Genomic DNA, 18,071 nt, shown 5'->3' on the forward strand with positions numbered 1-18,071 from the left:
CTCTGGTGGGCGCTATTGGGAGCTATTAGGGCGGCTGCCGCGGGTGTTCGCCGCCGGGTGGCTGTGTCGGTCTCGGGGTGGGGCGGCGAACACCCTTGCCACCGATGCCGGTGGTTGCGGTGCATAGGTGGCCGGTTTGAATGGTTGCGTTGCGCTGTTGCCTGCCGTTTGTGGGTGGTCCCGGCGGTGGCCGGGGTGCCGTGAAAGACCGGAATATTCCACCATTCTCGGTTAGGCCGTTTGGTCGATTGTTGTGGTATGATCAGGGGTATGGAGCTGGGGGAGCTTTACTCGACTGTCGCGCAGATGCGGCAACTGGAGTTGAAGCTGCTCGACGACATTTCCCAGCTCGACTGGAAAGAGTCCGGGTACCCGCAGTTGTGGCGGTTCCTGCAGGACGTCCTGCACGTCACCGCCCCTGAAGCCAAACGCCTCGAACGCCACGTCGAGCTGTTGTGCCCGAAGATCGGGATCACCGGTCAACCGATCCCGCCGCGGCTGCCCGCGGCGCGGGAGGCGATGGCGGCGGGGGAAATCTCCGGCGCGCACGTCGACAAGATCGCCAACACGGTCCAGCTCGTTCCCGTCGAGCACGCCGAACAGGTCGAAGCGGACATGACCGACCTGGCCCGGAAGTTCAACCCCACCCAGCTCATCCACCTCGGCAAGCGCATCGTCGACGCCCTGAACCCCGACGGTTCCAAGCCCCTCGACCCCACCGTGGTTGATGGCCGGAACACGTTGGACCTGTGCGAAAACCGCGACGGATCGCTGTCCGGTCGGTTCCGGCTCGGCGGGGAGGACGCGAGCGTGCTCCGCGCGCTGCTGTCCCCGCTGGCCAAGCCACAGACCGGCGATGACCGGACGCTGAGCGAGCGTCAGGGTGACGCGTTGGCGGAGATCATCGGCTTCGCCGCCGACTCCGGCCAGGCCCCGGCCGAGGGTGGCGAACGCCCGCACATCGCGGTCACGGTCTCCCTGGAGACTCTGCAGACCCGCATCGGCCGCGCCATCCTCGACGATGCCCGCACGCTGACCCCAGAGCAGGCCCGCCGGGTCGCCTGCGAAGCGAAAATCATCCCCATCGTCCTCGACAGCAAATCCCAGCCACTAGATATCGGCGAAACCCGCCGGCTGGCTGATAAACGGTTGCGCAGGGCCCTCGCCATCCGCGACGGGGGCTGCGCCGCGCCCGGTTGTGCGCGAACCCCGCACCAATGTCACGCCCACCACATCAAACATTGGGCAGACGGCGGACCAACAACGCTCGATAATCTGGTATTGGTGTGCCCGTATCACCATCGGTTGATCCATCACACCGAATGGACGGTGCACATGGATAACGGACTGCCGGTATTCACGCCACCGCCCTGGTTGCAACGCTCCGCGTAAATTCCTGTAACTCAGCCACCGCCGGCACCACCGCGCCCGCTGCAGGCTGCCCTCGCAGCGCAACCCCTCAACCGGGCCACCCAAGCAGCGCGACCACCGGCACCGTTGGCAAGGGTGTTCGCCGCTCCCCGCCCCGAGGCCAACCCAACCACCGGCGGCGAACACCCGCGGCAGCAACACCCACTCGAGAGCAACCGGGAACGAACACTCAACCAACGTCAGTCACCCATTCCCAGCCACCACCCACGACAAGCAACCCTCACCCCAAGAGCAACCACCTACGAAAACCCAGCCACCGCCCAGCATCGCCCCCGACGACCGCATGCCCGCAACTCAGCCACCGCCGGGACCACCGGCGAACCGCAGGCTGCCCTCGCAACGCAACCCCTCAACCCGGCCACCCACGCCACGCAACCACCGGCCACCGGTGGCAAGGGTGTTCGCCGCCACCGCCCCGAGGCCAACCCAGCCACCGGCGGCGAACACCCGCGGCAGCCCCACCCACCCGAGAGCAGCCATCCCCGGAGGACTCAACCAACGTCAGTCACCCATTCCCACCCACCACCCACGACAAGCAACCCTCACCCCGAGAGCACCACCCCGGAACGCTCACCCCAACGACAAGCAACCCTCATATCGAGAGCAACCCACCGCTACAACGCACGCACCAGCTCAATCGCCCGCCCCAGAGTCGCCAGCCGCTCATCGAGGCTGGACCCAGCCGGATACAACCGAACCGTGTCCACCCCGGCCGCCTGCCACACCAGCAAACGTTTGCGGACCATCTCCCCGGTGCCGATCAACGTCGTCGCGAGCACCATCTCGTCGGTGATCAACGACGTCGCACCGGAGCGGTCGCCGGCGACCCAGCGCGCCCGGACCTCCGCTGCCACGTCGGCCCAGCCCTGCCGGCTGTACGCCTGGTTGTAGAAGTTCGTCGACGCCGAACCCATGCCGCCGAGGCTGAACGCCAGTTCCTTCTTGCGCCCGGCGACCATCTCGCGCAACGCGTCCTCGTCGGGTGCGAAGGCCACCTCGGCGCCCTGGCAGATGTCCAGGTCCGCGCGGCGGCGACCCGCCGAGGCCAGGCCCGCGTCGAGGTGCGCGAAGTACGCCGACCCGGCGCCTTCGGGCACGAAGCTCGTCCCCAGCCAGCCGTCGGCGATCGCCCCGGTCAGGCGGAGCGTGGCCGGTGACAACGCCGCCAGGTAGATCGGGATCGGGTGCTCGGTGCGCGTCGACAACCGCATGGGAACTGAGCCGGGCCGCGGGATCTGGAAGTGCGACCCGGCGAAGGCGATCTTCTCCCCCGTCATGGCGGCGCGCACGATCGACACGGTCTCGCGCAGCCGCCCCAGCGGGTGCGCGAACGGCACGCCGTGCAGGCCCTCGATCACCTGCGGCCCGGACGCGCCGAGACCCAGCACGAACCGGCCATCCGACAGGTTGGCCAGGGTGATCGCGGTCTGCGCCACGGCGACCGGCGTGCGGGTGCCGACCTGGATCACACCGGAGCCGAGTTGCATGCGCGAGGTGCGTGCGGCGAAGAAGCCCAGCGCGGACGGCGCGTCCGAACCCCAGGCCTCGGCGACGAAGCACACGTCGAGGCCCAGCTTCTCCGCCTCGACGACGAAATCGGCCGAATCCGTGGCGGCCTCGACGGTGGTCGCCGTGCGCATCACGCCTCCGCGCGCTCTTTGACGGCGGCGAGCGTCGTGGTCATGTTCTTCTCGAACTCGCGCATGCGCACGAACACGATCTTCTGTTCCTTCTCCGGCATCCGTTCGATGGCAAGGGAAAGCCCCGAGCGTCCCGGTCCCATCCGGACCCACTGGGACACCTCGGTCCCGCCGTCCTTGGGAGTCAGCCGGAACCGCCAGGTCGCCATGAACTCGTCGGAGTCGCTGAAGCCTTGCACCGCCCACGCGAAGACGGCGGGCCGCTCGCATTCCACGATGTGCGAGGTGGTCTCCCACTCACCGAGCATCTCGTGGTGGTTGCGGCCGCGGAACCGCGCCCCCACAACGGGTTCCCGCGCCCCGTCGAGCCACTCGACCGCCTGCAACTCGGTGCTGAAGCCGGGCATGGCGGTCGGGTCGGACACCAGCGGCCACACCCGGTCGGGCGGCGCGTCGACCCACGTCGTGACCTCGACGGTGGGCTGGTCGGCGTAACACGCTCCGGTCCATTCCATGGTCAACTCCTCGTCGCAAACCGGCGTTGCACGTCCGGTCGTTGCTTGAGCTTCTCGGGGAACCCGGGCCCCATCTGCCAGGCCGTGTCCTCGGCCCGCAGCGGCGAACCACAGTGTCCACACACGACAGAAGCGTGCGTGTCGTGGCCGCATGCCTTGTGGTGGAACGTGATCGGCGGCCCGGCGGGGTCGGCGAGCCAGCGGTCGCCCCACGCGGTCATCGCGGCGAGCACGCCGAAGAACTCGCGCCCCTTCTCGGTGAGCAGGTAGTCGTAGCGCCGCGGTTCGGCCTGGTAGAGCCGTTTCTCGAGCAGGCCCTCGTCGACCAGCCGACGCAGCCGGTCGGTCAACGTGTTGCGTGCGATGCCCAGCGCCTGCTGGAACTCGTCGAAGCGCCGGATCCCGTAGAACGCCTCCCGCAACACCAGTGGCGTCCACCAGTCACCGAGCAGGTCCATGGTCCGCGCGATGGAGCACGGCCAGCGCGCGAAGGACGTCCGTCTCATGCTTGGCGAGTCTATCTACGCAACTCAGCCGGTCAAGATGGCAGCACTAAGTTGAACCGCATGGAGCACTACCAACTTGTGACGACCGTGGAGTCGGCGTCGGCGGCCGGCAAACTGGCTGAGGCGATCGTGACCGCGCGGCTGGGCGCGTGCGCGCACATCATGCCGATCACCAGCGTCTACCGGTGGGACGGCGAGGTGACCCGGGAAGCGGAGTGGCGGCTGGTGGTGAAGACGACGCGGGACCGGCTCGACGAACTCATGGCGTTCGTCAAGCAGCGGCACAGCTACGACCTCCCGCAGCTCGTGGCCACCGAGCTGGCTGCGGGCAGTGCGGACTACCTGGACTGGATCACTGCGGAGACTCGTCGTCCTTAGCACCCATGTCGAAGGTGCTCATCAGCTCGGCCAGCGCGCACCCCGGCGTCTCCGGGTCCGGCCCGATCACCCGCATCGCGGTCAGCACGGTCAGCAACATCCCGGACGCCATGAACTCCCGGACCTCCACCGGCGACGCGCCGGTCAGCTCGCGCACGAGCTTGCAGATCCGGTCGAACCGATCGCGCACCACGGTGCCGACAGCCGGCTCGGAGGCCGCGGCCAACCCGTGCAGGAACACCAGCAGCAGGTCGCGGTCGGCCAGCAGCGACTCGTAGCTCTGACCGAGCGAGGCGAGGTCCGGCTGGCGCGCGCCGGCGTCGCGGAACACCTGCTCGATGGCGTCGCACACCCGCCCCAGCGCGGCCAGGAAGAGCTTCTCCTTGGTCCCGAACAGCCGGATCACGTAGGGCTGCGTCACGCCCGCGAGCCGCGCGACCTGGTCGGTGGTGGTGCCCGCGTAGCCCGACTGCGCGAACGCCGTGACGGCGGCGGTGATGAGCTGGTCCATCCGCTCGTCCGCCGACATCCGGGTCTTCGACCTGGTCATCCGTGCCTCCTGAAGCCGATGGGTTGACATGTTATCAGTCCATAACTACATTCCGTCCAACGCAAGTTATCAGTGGATAACAACAAGGAGCTACGAGATGACTACCGCGGTCCAGGCCACTCCGGTCGCCCCGCCACGGCGCGCCGCTCGCCCCCGCCCGTTCGCCGCCGTGCTCGCCGCGGTCGGCATCCCGATGTTCATGGTCACGCTGGACAACCTCGTGGTGACCAACGCCTTGCCGGTGATCAAGAGCGACATGCAGGCGTCGCTGTCGGACCTGCAGTGGGTCGTCAACGCCTACACGCTGGCGTTCGCCTCGCTGCTGCTCACCGCCTCGGCCATCGGCGACCGCATCGGCCGCCGGCGCACGTTCCTCGCGGGCATCGGCCTGTTCACCATCGCCTCGCTCGTGTGCGGGCTCGCCACCGAGCCGTGGCAGCTCATCACCGCGCGGGCGTTCCAGGGCCTCGGCGGCGCGATGGTGATGCCGCTGTCGCTGACCCTGCTCGCCGACGCGGTCCCCGCCCGGCTGCGCAACGCGGCGATCGGCATCTGGGGTGGCATCAGCGGGCTCGGCGTCGCGGCCGGGCCGGTCGTCGGCGGCGCGGTCGCCGAGGGCCTGGACTGGCACTGGATCTTCTGGCTGAACGTGCCCGTCGGCATCGTCGCGATCCCGCTCGCGGCCTGGGCCCTGGGCGAGTCGCGGGGCAGCGCATCCCGGTTCGACCCACTGGGCCTGGTGCTGTCCTCGGGCGGCGTGCTCGCCGCCGTGTGGGGCATCGTGCACGGCGCCGACGACGGCTGGACCTCGGCGGAGGTGCTCGGCTCGCTGCTCGCCGGGGTGGTGCTGCTGGTCGCGTTCGTGCTGTGGGAGCGGCGGACGAGTTCGCCGATGCTGCCGATGGGCCTGTTCCGATCGCGCAGCTTCAGCCTGGTCAACGTCGCGTCGTTCACGTTCTCGCTCGGCGCGTTCGGCTCGGTGTTCCTGCTCGCGCAGTTCTTCCAGGTGGTGCAGGGGCTCAACCCGCTGCAGGCGGGACTGCGCACGATGCCGTGGACGATGGCGCCGATGGTGTTCGCGCCGCTCGCCGGGCTGCTCGTCGGCCGGGTCGGAGCCCGCACGCTGATCTCCCTCGGGCAGGGTTCGCTGGCCATCGCGTTGGGTTGGATCGCCCTGCGTGCCGGCGCCGACACGGCCTACGGCGACTTCGTGGTGCCGTTCCTGCTGGCCGGGGCGGGCATGGGCCTGGCCTTGACGCCGACGTCGGCGACCGTGCTGGGCAGCGTGCGCCCGGAGTCCACCGGCGTCGCGTCCGGCACCAACAACACGGTCCGCGAGATCGGCGTGGCCATGGGCGTCGCGGTGCTCTCGTCGGTGTTCGCCGCGCACGGCAGCTACGTGAGCCCGCAGTCCTATGTGGACGGCCTGATCCCCGCCGTGTGGGTCGGCGCGGCCGTGGTCGGGGTCGGCGCGGTGCTCGCCCTGCTGCTGCCGGGCCGCCGCCACGTCGAGGTTCCCCAGTAGCCACAACGCGAAAGGCCCCGCGCGAAGCGGGGCCTTTCGCATGCGCGGAACTCAGCGAAGACCGTCCCAGGACCAGTGCGGCACCGCCAACCCGTCCGGCGGCCGCGTGTCGTGGTCCGGGTAGGCGGTGAACTCGACCACGGCCCACTCCATGTAGGCGCGCAGGGCGGCCCGGAACTCGGGGTCGGTGGGCAGGCCGGCGTCGTCGGCGGCGAGCACGAAGCACTCGACGAACCGGCGGGCGAGATCGGTCATCTCCCCGTTGCCCGAGTGCATGGCGATCAGGCCCGTCTGGTCGCCGTGGCGCTCACGCGAGTAGAGCGGCGGGCCGCCCAGCACCTCGGCCCAGTACGCGGCGAGGCGTTCGACGTGCTGCGGGTGCTGGCCGGGGTGGGAGAACGGGTGGTTCAGCTCGGGATCGGCGAGGCAGCGGGCATGGTGGGCCGCGGCGAGGGCCAGGAACGCGGGCTCACCGCCGGCGAACTCGTACAACGTCGGGCGCACGGGCCCAGCGTACGGCCGCGTCACCGCTGGAAGCGATAGGTCTTGCTGTCGAAGGCGACGCAGATGCTGGGCGACATGACCACCACGCGCAGCGTCGCGTCGGCGTAGTCGAGACCCTCCACTTCGAACTCGCCCCCGCAGCCGCTGCGCAGCGGCAGCTGACCCAGCGACGTGACGTGCCCGGTGACGTCGGAACCGCCGACCGGGGCGCTGAGCTCCACTTGCAGCAACGGTTTCGTGGTGCCGAACAGGCTGCCGTCGGGGTCGTCGGAGGAGCAGAGCAGTTGCGTGGCACCGACGAAGTCGCAGCCCTGGACGTCCCGCACCTGGTGGTCGAGGCGGATCGCCGACGCGTACGGCAGGTTCTGCGCGGGGTCGGTCGCGGCGACCCCGGGCATCGGGTAGACCAGCAGGCGGTCCATGGTCCCGTACTCGCCGCCGACCAGCCACCGCGCGTCCGGCGAGACCGCGGCGAAGCTGTTGTTGTTGGCTTCCCACGATTCCAGCGCGTGCGTGTAGTTCGCCCACGTGCCGTCCGGTGCCTGGACCCGGAAGAGCTTCCCGCCGCGGTCGTCGCGCTGGTAGGGCTCGACGTACCAGCCCTGCGCGGCTCCGGGGTCGCCGACGTGGTTCCACCCTTGCGCCGACAGGTCGGCCGGCACGGTGGCGATGCCGGTGTAGCGGTACTCCGTGCTGCCACCGTGGGTCACCGTGGCGAGGCCCTGGCTCTCGTCCAGCGGGCGCGCGTAGTCGGAGCCGACCTCCGTCCACCCGGTGACCGCCCCGGCCGGGACCGGGATCGCCACGACCGCCACCATGACCGCGAGAACCGCCAGTGACCTGCGCATCCTTCGGTTCTAGCAACTCCGCACCGGCCTGGCCCACCCCCCGAATGAAGGGATTTCACGTTCGCGCTGGGAACAATGCCCGGGCGTGCGGCGTTGAACAAATCGGTCGAGGGTGAACCCGGCTGATCCGGCGCCACTCCCCCGCGGCTCGATGACCGCGGGGTCGAGAATCGTGGCCGACGCCGATCGCCACTGACGGTACTTGCACACTGCCGCGGCGTGCCCTACGCTGACGGCGTCTGAACCCGTGTGGATGCCGGCGCTCAGCCCCCATCGGGACTTCTTTCCCACATCAGCGACACATCGTCGCCGCATTCCCCCATACCTGAAGGAACAACACAATGACCCAGTACACAGAGGACGGCGGCACGCACGTCGCCGGGATCCTCGACATCCAGAACAACAAGGCCCGCTTGCGCACCGAAGGCTACCTGCCGAGCGAGAACGACCTGGCCGTGTCCATGAAACTGGTGCGCGACAACGGTTTGCGTCGTGGCGACGCCGTCACCGGCACCGCCGACCGCGAACTGCGCACGGTCGAGGCGGTCAACGGCCGCGAGCCGGGCCGCCGGCCGAACTTCACCGACCTGACCCCGCTCTACCCGACCGAGCGTCTGCGCCTGGAAACCGGCGCGCACGACCTGACCGCCCGCGTGACCGACCTGGTCATGCCGGTCGGCAAGGGGCAGCGGGCCCTGATCGTCGCCCCGCCCAAGGCGGGCAAGACGACGATCCTGCGCTCGATCGCCCACGGCATCGCGGTCAACCACCCGGAGTGCCACCTGATGCTGGTGCTGGTGGGCGAGCGCCCGGAAGAGGTCACCGACCTGTCCCGCGCCGTGCCCGCCGAGGTGATCGCCGCGACCTTCGACACCGATCCACGCGATCACATCGCGTTGGCCGAACTGGCCATCGAACGCGCGAAACGCTTGGTGGAGCAGGGAAACGACGTGGTCGTGCTGCTCGACTCGCTGACCCGCCTCGGCCGTGCCTACAACCTGGCCGCACCCACGTCGGGTCGCATCCTCACCGGTGGCATCGACTCCGGTGCGCTGACCCCGCCCAAGCGCTTCCTCGGCGCCGCACGCAACATCGAGGGCGGCGGCTCACTGACCATCTTCGCGACCGCGCTGGTCGAGACCGGCTCGGTCGGCGACACGCTGATCTTCGAGGAGTACAAGGGCACCAGCAACGCGGAGCTGCGCCTGGACCGCAAGATCGCGGGCAAGCGCGTGTACCCGGCGATCGACATCGCGCAATCGGGGACGCGCAAGGAAGAACTCCTGCTCAGCCGCGACGAGCAAGCGGTGGTGCGGGCCCTGCGCCGCAACCTGAACGGCCGCGAAGGCCCGCAAGCCATCGACATGCTGCTCGAAGGTCTGCGCAAGACCAGGAGCAACGCCGATTTCCTGGCCCAGTTCGCGCGCGCGACCCCCATGGCGGCCTGAGCCTCACCGCAACACGCGAACCATGACCCCCAGCAGTGCGTCGGCGTCGAACAACCCGGCCTTGCGCGAGTCGTAGCTGCGCTCGGTGTTGTCGCCCAGCACGGCGAACCGCCCCGGCGGCACCACAGCCGCGCCGAACGTCTCGCCGGGCAACGCGGCCACTCGTTTCACCAGCCAAGGCGGATCCCCCTCGAACGCGGGCAGCCCGGGTGGCGGCGCGAACACCACCACCTGGTCGCGCCGCACCGCGTCCAGGGAAACCTTGCGCACCAACACCACCTGCCCCGACCGCAAGCCCGGTGCCATGCTGTCGCCGACCACCCGCACCGCCACGAACCGGCGGCGCACGGCCAACACGGCACCCGCCAACAGCGCCAGCGGCAGCCACCTCACCGCGCGGCCTCGTACCCGGCGGCCTGCAACCGGAACAGCCGCGCGTACTCGCCGTCCGCGGCCAGCAGTTCGGCGTGGTCGCCCTGCTCGGCGATCCGGCCGTCCCGCAGCACCACGATCACGTCCGCCTCCCGGACGGTGCCCAGCCGGTGCGAGATCAGCACGCTGGTCGCCCCGGCCCGGTGCCGTCGCAGTCCACTTTGGATCTCGGCCTCCGCCTGCGCGTCCAGCCCGGAGCTCGGCTCGTCGAGGATGAGCAGGTCGCGCCGGTCACGCAGGTAGGTGCGGGCGAGCGCGAGCCGCTGCCACTGCCCGCCGGAGAGCAACGCACCCGCGGACTCGTCGTCCTTGAACGACTTCGACAGCATCGTGTCGTAGCCGTGCGGCAACTCCTCGACCACCGGTGCGATCCCGGCCCGCGTGGCCGCGGCGTGGATGCGCGGGCGGTCCGACATCGACGCCACGTCGCCGAGCCCGATGTTCTCCGCGGCGCTCAGCTCGTAGCTCATGTAGTCCTGGAACAGCACCCCGATCCGGGCCCGCAGCTCGTCGACCGACACGTCCCGCAAGTCCTTGCCGTCCCAGGAAACCGAGCCGCGCGACGGGTCGTACAACCGGCACAGCAGCTTCACCAGCGTGCTCTTGCCCGCCCCGTTCAGCCCGACCAGCGCCACGGTCCGGCCGTGCGGGATGGTCAGGTCCACCCCGCGCAGCACCCAGTCCTGGTCCGGCGCGTAGCGGAACCACACGTCCCGCAGCGTGATCCCCTCGCGCAACGGCCCGATCGGCGCGGGCGCAGGCGCGACCGGCAGGTCGGAGCGGGTCGCGAGCACCGCCCGGTAGTGGTCGTACATCAGCAACACGTGGTACGCCAACGAGATCCGCGCCACCAGCGAACCGAGTGTGCTCTGCATCCCGGTCATCGCCGCGACGAACGCGGAGATGCCGCCGACGCTGATCTCGCCGCGCACGGCGGCGCCGAGCGCCCACACCAGCGCCCCGCACAGCACGACCATCGACAGCAGGCCGAGACCGAGCTGGGTGACGAGCTCCCGCCCGTCGACGCGGCGTTGCTGCGCGTCCGCGACCCGGCGCTCGCGCAACATCCGCTGCCGGAACAACTCCGACAAGCCGAGCAGCCGGAACTCCTTGGCCGCCGGGATGCTGGTCTGCAGCTGCGCGTAGAACTGCTCGCGGCGCTGGTGCGGGTTGATCGCCCACAACATGCCCGCGCGCTTGCGGCTCAACGCGATCTCCGCGACCAGCGCGGGCGCCAGGCCGACGAGCGCGACCCCGGCGACCACCGGGTTCACCGACACGAGCACGGCGACGAACCCGGTCAACGTCAGCACGAGCTGCCCCGTGCCGAGGATGCCGTCCACGGCCTGGCTCGGGCTCGACCGGCCGGCGGTCTGGGCGAGCTGGAGCCGGTCGTGGAACGCCGGGTCCTCCAGCCGGGCCAGCCCGGACAGCCGCGCCGTGGCCAGGTACAGGTCGGACTGGGCACGCCGCCCGATCGCCCGCTCGACCTCGTTGTGCAGGTAGGTCGACAAGGCGGGCAGGACCGCGGCGGCGAGGCTCGCGAGCACGAGCCCCACGGCCGCGGGCGGGAACCCGTGGAGGTGACCGGACGTGAGCGCGTCCAGCAACGACTTCAGGAACCACACGGACGCGACGGGCAGAGCCGCGTTCGCCAGCGTCGTCGCCGTGTTCGCGGCCAGCCACCACGGGCAGGATCGGACCGCGAGCCGCAGCGCGGGGCCGATCCCGCTGACCGCGCGCAGCGAGCTCGCGACGCCGCCACCTTCGACGTGCTTCACACCTTGGCCGCGATCGGCGGCAACGCGGCCAGGTCGGAGCCGCTGGCCGCGACCGTGCGGTCCGGCTCGACCACCGCGAACGCGGGGAAGCCGTGCAGGCCGATCGCCTTGGGCGCCGGGCCTTCCTCGACGTCGCGGATCACCCGCGCCACCGGGCCGAGCGCCTCGACGAACGAGGCGGCGGCCGCGTCGTCGTCACCGAGCACCATCGCGACGACGCGCTCGCGCCCGCCCGGGTGCCTGCCCGCGTAGTCGACGAAGCCGGGCAGCTTCGCCTTGCACGGCGCGCACGACGTGGAGAACGCGGCGACCAGCGTCCGCCCGCTCTCCGCGGCGAAGGACACCGGTTCCCCGTCGGCGGTGACGGTCACGAAGTCGTCGACGGACTCGCCCGGCCGGCGCATCACCGCGCTGGGCCCGGGCGTGCCCATCTTGTCGAGGATCTCGGTGTGCTCGCGCAGCCGGCGGATCACGCCGAAGGTGAAGAGGAGGTTGACAAGGAAGAGCACGGCGAGAACGACGACCGCGGCCACCAGGACAGCCATTGCAGCTCCTCGGGGGTCAGCCCAGCTTGCGCATGGGCACGAACAAGTCGAACAAGACGTCGAGCCGGATGGTGATGAAGCCGGCCACCGCGCCGGTGAGCGCGGCGAGCAACGCGCCCGCCGGGTGCACCTCGGCGCCCGGGCCAATGAGGATCGCGAGCACGGCGACGGCGAGCAGGAAGGCGTTGCGCACCACGTGCACCGGACCCAATTCCCGTTCCGCGGAACCGAAACACGCGCACCGCGCGGCCGTGCGGTGGCGCAGCGCGAGCGTGATGCCCGCGGTGAACACGGCCAGCAGCACCGCGGCGAGCACGAGGGCGGCCACCGCGGGCGCTGCGGCACCGGTCGGCAACGCCCACGTCAGCCCGGCCACGACGAGCACCTCGGCCACGGTGATCATCGCGGCGACCGGCCCCACCCACCGGCCGGGCAAGCCCGGTAGCGGTCGCAACGACTCGGCGAACGCACGCTGGGCCGCGGCGCCACGGGTCTTGCTCGCCGCGGACACGGTGAACACCAGCCAGAGCAACGCCATCAGGCCGACCTGCAGGTAGGGCATGCGATCCGCTCCTCGGTGCGACGCATCCCGGACGGGCACCGGCGGCGTGCGCCACTGGTGCCCGCCCCAGGAGCCGGGCGTCAGCCGCTACAGGTCCCGTAGCAGGTCGTCTTCGAGCAGTCGCAGTTGGCGCAGCACCAACGGCCGTTCGTCGCGCACCAGCAGTCGTTGCAGGCGCACGCGCCGGCCGAGGTCTTCGGCACGACGGCGGCGACCAGCCGGTCAGCCAATCGGCTGAGTTTTCTGGTCATGACGATGTCCCTTCCCGAGCTGAGTGAGAAAGAAACAAACCGCCGGGCCCCGGCGTCGCCATGTTGGCGCCGGGGACTATTCCCGTCAAGGGTGGTCATCCGATCAGCGGTATCACCGAAAACGATCAATAGCAATTCGAAAAGCATTGGTACACAACGATTTTGGCGTCCGGCTCAATCGAGACTGCTGTTCGGCCGAGCGCTGATCGCCTCCTGGTAGGTCCGCAGGCACCGCTGCCAGGCGTCGCCGTCGTCGAGCCGGAGCAACTGCGGCGCCAGCTCCGCGGAGAACGTCGTGCTGGCCTCGACCGGCAACAACGACGGCAGGTTGTCGATGGCGATGAGGTCCACGCCCGCGGCCTCGCGCACCGGGGCGTCCCACGTGGTCACCTCGTCGTAGATCGGCAGCACGTTCAGCGACGAGGTCACGTCGACGGTCACGTCGGCGATCACCGAGAGCCGGTGCGCCCCGGCCAGCAGCTCACGGGTGACGAAGGGCGGCGTCGGCTTGGTGACCAGGACGCCGTTGACCAGGATGTCGTGGTCCAGCAATGCCTCGTGGTCCAGCACCCGGGTCTCGGCAAGGTCCCACCGGGTCGGCTCGATGCCCGCGGCCACCAGGGCATCGCAGGCACCGCGACCGCTTCGGCCCAGCGCCCCGGTCACCAAGGCCAGCAAGCCATCGCCCTGACCCGAGATCATCGCGTCCAGCTCGGCCCGCGACCACGGCGTGACGGGCACCGGCAGGACGCCCCGCGCCTGCAGGACCGCGAGAGCGGCGCCGATGTACCCGGCCCAGTAACCGAAAGCCGCCAGGCGACGGCCGTCCGCGTCGGTCAGGTACTCCAGGTCGAGCAGCGCACCGCCACCGGCGACGAACCGCGCGAGCAGTTCCGCGCCGCCGACCTGGCCCTTGAAGGCGTGCCCGAACATCACGTGCCGGTGCACCAACGACGGCGGGCCGTCCGGCAACTCCTTGAGCCCCACGACGAACGCCGCTTCGGGAGCGTCCACCCAGCTCCCGGCCGGGGCGACCGCGCAGCCGGCCGCGGCGTAGTCGGCGATCGGGAACGCCCGCTGCGGCGATTCCTCGACCGTGACGGTCAGGCCGGCCTCGACCAGCGTGGCGGCGTCCGCGGGCACGACGGGCGCCCGCCGCTCGGTCGAGCGCGTCTCGTGGCGGATCCAGATCTCGGTCATGCGCCCAGCGTCGCAGCACGACGCCGTCCCGTCCACGTGGTGAGGCCGCCGGCGAGGATCAGCGCCAGCCCGAACCCGGCCACCGCTACGGGCAACCACTCGGGAATTCCCAAGTAGACGGTGAGGCCGAGGATCCGCGAAAGCCCCCAGGGCAGCACGGCCAGCTGATCATTCCACCAGGTCAGCGCCTGCTCCAGCCCGATGAGCGACACCAGTCCACCGAACACCGCCGCCGGCACGCCGACCGCGATCAGGACCCGCCCGGCGGGTTGCCGTCCGCGCATCGCGGCCCCGCAGGCGACGAACACCCACAGGAACGCCGCGAAGGCCACCGTCAGGTAGTACAACCGCACGCCCGGGTCGGTCCAGAACTCGAACCACAGCTTCCCCGGCCCGCGCGCGACCAGTCCAAGCAGCAAGATCACCGTGCGCAGCAACGCGGCCCCGCCCAGCGCCGCCCACAGCGCGAACGCGTCGACGCGGCGGACCAGCGACCGCAGCACGAGGGCGTAGAGCAGCCATGACCCCAACGTCAGGACCAGGTGCGCGGGCGAGGCGAACCACGTGAAGATCGCCCGGCTGAGCACCACGGCAACCGCCGGGATGGCGATCACCAGCACCCGGTCGGTCCTGGTCACCGGCTCGGGCGCGAGCCGCCACGGCTGCGTCGCCCCGGTCCACAGCGCACGCACGACGGTCGTCCGGTGCCCGGCGACCAACCCGACGACCAGCGCGGCCAGCAGCCCGCGCGCCAGCCACGCCATCACCGGATCGCGATCGGCGCGGGCGCTGCCGAGGTCGGCGGCCGTGAAGTTGTACGCAGGCAGGTCGACGTTGCCCGCGTAGCGCCGCACGTGGTCGGCGCGCAAGGCCTGGTACCGGCCCTCGGCCGCCTTCCACTCGTCGTAGGCCTGACCGGTCGAGAGCCACTGCGCGTGGCGCAACACCATGGTCCGGTAGGCGCCGAGCGTGTCGAACAGGCTGGTCTCGTAGTCCAGCGTGGCCACGAACCGTTGGCGCAACACAGGATCACGCCACGAACCGGCAGGCGTCGAGTCGACCAGCGCCCGCATCCGGCCCACGGCGGCGATCGCCTGATCCCCTTCGGCGATGGCCTCGTCGAGGTGGCCGGCACTGACCGCGTAGATGCTGTCGAGCGCCGCGCTGTCGCCGGTCACGATGTCCCACTCGAAGATCCACATCATCGGCGGCGGCGACAACCCGAGCGCCTTCACCGTCTGGTCGGCATACGGTCCGATGTAGAGGCCCTTGGTGATCGCTTCCCGCGACAACGCGAACACCTGGGTCAGCGCCCGCACCGTCGCCGGGTCGGTGCTGAACGTCTGCCGCACCCAGTCCGCCGTGTACTGGCCGGGGTTCCCCGACGGGTCGGCGGCCAGCCGGGCCGTCACGTACGTGTTGAGGTCGGCGAGTTGCCAGAACCCGGCCCGCAGGTGCAACGACATCGGCCCGGCCCGCAACGGCCCGCCGTCCTGGGTCCAGTTCCAGACCCCCTCGATGTGCGGGTTCGCGGCGAGGAACCGTTGCAGCGCCTGCTGTTCCACCGCGCCGAGGTCGTTGGGCAACGACCCGAACCCCTCGAACTCGCGCCGCGCCTGGAACTCGACGATCCGCCGCTGATCACCCCGCAGCAGGGTCTCGTTCAACGGCAGGTGGCTGTAGAAGTCGCCCGCCGTGTACTTCGTGGACACGATCAGGTGCGGGTCGTGGAGCCCGCCGAGCACCTCGTCGTAGGACGCGGGATTGGTGTGCAGGTCGCCGACCGCCCCGACCCCGACGGTCCAGCTGCGGAAGATGATGTCCTTGCCCGCCCGGCCGGCGGTGTCGAGCAACGCCGTGAGCATCGTCCGCACGGCCTTCGGCGTCGTGACGCCGATGGACGACGAGATGTCCTGCCCGGGGGTCTTGTAGACGTCGCCGCCCTCGCCGATGCGGATCATCAGCCCGTCCGCGTAGGGCAGCGCACGGAAGAACTCCGCCAGCCCGGCCTGGTAGATCCGCCAGAACCCGGGGTCCTCGACGGACTGACCACTCCGGTCGAGGTAGGCCTTGAGCGGCGGCGTCTCGGTGACCATGTCGGCGGCGAAGAAGACCTTCATGCCCTTGTCGTGGGCGTAGCGCCAGACCGGCCCGAGCACCGCGACCATCGCCCGCGCCCGGTCGCGGTGCTGGTCCCCCGCGGGGTAGACGGCGTCGCCGAAGGTCAGGTACTCGAGGAACCCGGAGACGACGACGCCGTTGTAGCCCTGCGCCAGGTCGTGGTCGACGAGCTGGCGGAACTGCCCGGACAACCGCGACACGGCCGCGGGGTCGAGGTAGGGCGGTCCGGGGCGGATGGCGTCGCGCAACGGCGAGGTGGCCAGCGAGTAGTCGGTGCCCGCCGCGAACGCGGCCGGGTCCGGCGTGATCCCCACGGACCCGAGATCGGTGAGCCGCAACCCGAGCCGCGGCGGCACGACCGTGGTCAACGGCTCCGCCGACCGGACCCGGTCGGCGATGGCGTAGAGCGCGGTGGCCGCGTCGGCGGGCGTGGCGGCCTGCAGCGTGTGACCGGTGAGGCGGAAGCCGCCCGGGGTCGGCGTCACCGAGACCTGGAGCGTGGGCCCGCCCGGCTTGACCGGAACGGTCCGGGCCGCGGCTTGGATCACCGGGTCGTCCGGCGCCTCGACCTTGCCGACGACCGCGGCCGGACCGGCCGGAGCGGGCGCGGCCACCGGGCGTTCGACCGGAACCGCGGCCGGGTGGAAGCTCAACCCCAGTGCGGACCCGACCGCCAGGGCAACCCCGGCGCCGAGGGCCAGCAGGACGAGCACCACGGCACCGGGCACCACGGCACTGGGCAGCCATGGGCGTCGCATCACGTGATCACATTAGAGATCGTCCGGACCGTTCGGCCAGCAGATCACCGGCCCGCGCCGGTCAGTTGCCCGGGGCGTTCCCCGCCCGGCGCCCGGCCAACCGTGATTAGCGACGCGTGTGCTGGGCACCCTGCGTCCATGACCACTGTGCCGGCCGCCCGGGGCGCCATCGCCGTGCGCAGTGCCGCGTTCGAGCACGCGCCCGGGCCGGGTATGCGGTGACGTGCGTGGACCGCGAGCCCGAACTCCGGTCGGCGATCGGTGAGCACGCGCCGGCGACCGGGACGCTGGTGGCGCAGACCCAACAGGAGGAAACGCATGCGTGACTTCGACCACGACCAGAACCGTGCCGCCGGCCCGGCGGTGGTGTGGCACGGCGAAGGCCCGGAGTCGGTCCTGGTGCTCGACCCGGCCGGCGAGGCGAAGCACGACGAGTTGCCCGGGACCTGGCGCCCGCTGACCGCGCGGTTGCGCATCGGCTGGTACCGGCTCCCCGCCGGGCACGAACCGCCGGAGTTCAACGGGACGCCGGTGCACCTGGTCGCCTCCGGGGCGGCCGCGCTGACCGCGTTGGACCTGGCCGAGGCGCACAGCGACGTGGTCCGCTCGGTGATCGTCTTCGACCCGTCCCCGGCCCACGCGGACGCGGACACCGACTGGTGGGACGACGAAACCGAGCCGCAACGACGCCGGCTGGCCGACCAGGGCGTCCAGGTCCGCTGCTTCGTCAGCCGCTACGACGACCCGACCATGCGGGCGCGGCGTCCCGTGCCGCTGGGCCACCCGCACGTGGTGGGCCGGTTGGCCCAGCTGCTGGCGTCGGAGGGCACGCAGGTCGGCGAGGCGTGGAACGAGATCCGCGAGCACGTCGGCTCCGCCATGACCCGGGCCCGCCGCGGCAGCTGACGAGCGCCCGACTCAGTGGGACACACCGGGTCGGAACGGGGGACACACCCAGCCGGAACGAGGGACACACCCGGTCGGAAGGGTGTCCCTATGTGGTTGTCAAGCCGCGGCGGGGGTGGAGACGGGTTCGGGGTGGCGGTAGTGGGTGCCGTTGCGGAGCATGGCGTAGA

General features: G+C 70.7%; 18 protein-coding genes. 5 read left to right on the forward strand and 13 right to left on the reverse strand.

The genetic code is table 11. The features are described 5' to 3' along the window. Positions 1-270: 270 nt before the first annotated feature. Entirely contained in the window at positions 271-1,392 is a 1,122-nt protein-coding gene (locus tag EV186_RS22600; protein ID WP_166659278.1) for an HNH endonuclease signature motif containing protein, read from the forward strand. A gap of 333 nt (positions 1,393-1,725) precedes the next feature. Here EV186_RS22600 and EV186_RS22605 read toward each other — a convergent pair whose 3' ends face one another. The 4 genes from EV186_RS22605 to EV186_RS22620 form a co-directional block, all read right to left on the reverse strand. Beyond that, positions 1,726-1,911, reverse strand: coding sequence for a hypothetical protein (locus EV186_RS22605; RefSeq protein WP_133851271.1), 186 nt, complete (start codon positions 1,909-1,911; stop codon positions 1,726-1,728). A gap of 134 nt (positions 1,912-2,045) precedes the next feature. Next, complete coding sequence (locus EV186_RS22610) at positions 2,046-3,071, reverse strand: LLM class flavin-dependent oxidoreductase (RefSeq protein ID WP_133851272.1); 1,026 nt, start codon at positions 3,069-3,071, stop codon at positions 2,046-2,048. Then, entirely contained in the window at positions 3,071-3,586 is a 516-nt protein-coding gene (locus tag EV186_RS22615; RefSeq protein ID WP_133851273.1) for an SRPBCC family protein, read from the reverse strand. Before EV186_RS22615 ends, EV186_RS22610 begins: the two co-directional genes overlap by 1 nt. Positions 3,587-3,588: 2 nt before the next feature. Then, positions 3,589-4,092, reverse strand: coding sequence for a winged helix-turn-helix transcriptional regulator (locus EV186_RS22620; RefSeq protein WP_133851274.1), 504 nt, complete (start codon positions 4,090-4,092; stop codon positions 3,589-3,591). Positions 4,093-4,152: 60 nt separating this feature from the next. Here EV186_RS22620 and cutA point away from each other — a divergent pair, with 60 nt between their 5' ends. Continuing rightward, a complete protein-coding gene (gene cutA, locus EV186_RS22625) occupies positions 4,153-4,470 on the forward strand; it encodes a divalent-cation tolerance protein CutA (protein WP_133851275.1) in 318 nt (105 codons plus the stop codon). On the opposite strand, the gene EV186_RS22630 is transcribed toward cutA, so the two are convergent. After that, entirely contained in the window at positions 4,445-5,020 is a 576-nt protein-coding gene (locus EV186_RS22630) for a TetR/AcrR family transcriptional regulator (protein ID WP_133851276.1), read from the reverse strand. The genes cutA and EV186_RS22630 overlap by 26 nt on opposite strands. Positions 5,021-5,117: 97 nt before the next feature. Between EV186_RS22630 and EV186_RS22635 the strand changes: the two genes are divergently transcribed. Next, entirely contained in the window at positions 5,118-6,545 is a 1,428-nt protein-coding gene (locus EV186_RS22635; RefSeq protein WP_208115724.1) for an MFS transporter, read from the forward strand. A 51-nt stretch (positions 6,546-6,596) separates the two neighbouring features. On the opposite strand, the gene EV186_RS22640 is transcribed toward EV186_RS22635, so the two are convergent. Together EV186_RS22640 and EV186_RS22645 are read right to left on the reverse strand one after the other, a co-directional pair. Continuing rightward, complete coding sequence (locus EV186_RS22640) at positions 6,597-7,049, reverse strand: globin domain-containing protein (RefSeq protein WP_133851277.1); 453 nt, start codon at positions 7,047-7,049, stop codon at positions 6,597-6,599. A gap of 20 nt (positions 7,050-7,069) precedes the next feature. Further along, positions 7,070-7,897 (reverse strand): hypothetical protein, encoded by an 828-nt coding sequence (locus tag EV186_RS22645; RefSeq protein WP_133851278.1) that lies wholly within the window; start codon positions 7,895-7,897, stop codon positions 7,070-7,072. Positions 7,898-8,238: 341 nt separating this feature from the next. Between EV186_RS22645 and EV186_RS22650 the strand changes: the two genes are divergently transcribed. Further along, positions 8,239-9,345, forward strand: coding sequence for a transcription termination factor Rho, short form (locus EV186_RS22650; protein WP_133851279.1), 1,107 nt, complete (start codon positions 8,239-8,241; stop codon positions 9,343-9,345). A 3-nt stretch (positions 9,346-9,348) separates the two neighbouring features. Here the strand turns inward: EV186_RS22650 and EV186_RS22655 are convergent, their stop codons facing one another. The 6 genes from EV186_RS22655 to EV186_RS22680 form a co-directional block, all read right to left on the reverse strand. Continuing rightward, positions 9,349-9,738, reverse strand: coding sequence for a S26 family signal peptidase (locus tag EV186_RS22655; protein ID WP_133851280.1), 390 nt, complete (start codon positions 9,736-9,738; stop codon positions 9,349-9,351). After that, the gene (locus tag EV186_RS22660; protein ID WP_133851281.1) at positions 9,735-11,558 is read right to left on the reverse strand and encodes an ABC transporter ATP-binding protein; all 1,824 of its coding nucleotides are present in this window, start codon (positions 11,556-11,558) and stop codon (positions 9,735-9,737) included. The genes EV186_RS22655 and EV186_RS22660 overlap by 4 nt, the downstream gene beginning before the upstream one ends. Next, the gene (locus EV186_RS22665; protein ID WP_133851282.1) at positions 11,555-12,103 is read right to left on the reverse strand and encodes a TlpA family protein disulfide reductase; all 549 of its coding nucleotides are present in this window, start codon (positions 12,101-12,103) and stop codon (positions 11,555-11,557) included. The genes EV186_RS22660 and EV186_RS22665 overlap by 4 nt, the downstream gene beginning before the upstream one ends. A gap of 16 nt (positions 12,104-12,119) precedes the next feature. Next, complete coding sequence (locus tag EV186_RS22670; protein ID WP_133851283.1) at positions 12,120-12,665, reverse strand: MauE/DoxX family redox-associated membrane protein; 546 nt, start codon at positions 12,663-12,665, stop codon at positions 12,120-12,122. A 425-nt stretch (positions 12,666-13,090) separates the two neighbouring features. Then, positions 13,091-14,116 carry a saccharopine dehydrogenase gene (locus EV186_RS22675; protein WP_133851284.1) on the reverse strand — a complete coding sequence of 342 codons (1,026 nt, stop codon included), beginning with the start codon at positions 14,114-14,116 and terminating at the stop codon, positions 13,091-13,093. Next, positions 14,113-16,998 (reverse strand): hypothetical protein, encoded by a 2,886-nt coding sequence (locus EV186_RS22680; RefSeq protein ID WP_208115725.1) that lies wholly within the window; start codon positions 16,996-16,998, stop codon positions 14,113-14,115. The genes EV186_RS22675 and EV186_RS22680 overlap by 4 nt, the downstream gene beginning before the upstream one ends. Before the next feature lie 315 nt (positions 16,999-17,313). On the opposite strand from EV186_RS22680, the gene EV186_RS22685 reads away from it, so the two are divergent. Next, positions 17,314-17,901 (forward strand): hypothetical protein, encoded by a 588-nt coding sequence (locus tag EV186_RS22685; RefSeq protein WP_133851285.1) that lies wholly within the window; start codon positions 17,314-17,316, stop codon positions 17,899-17,901. Positions 17,902-18,071 lie beyond the last annotated feature (170 nt).

This window comes from Labedaea rhizosphaerae (assembly GCF_004362825.1).
Taxonomy (GTDB): Bacteria; Actinomycetota; Actinomycetes; order Mycobacteriales; family Pseudonocardiaceae; genus Labedaea; species Labedaea rhizosphaerae.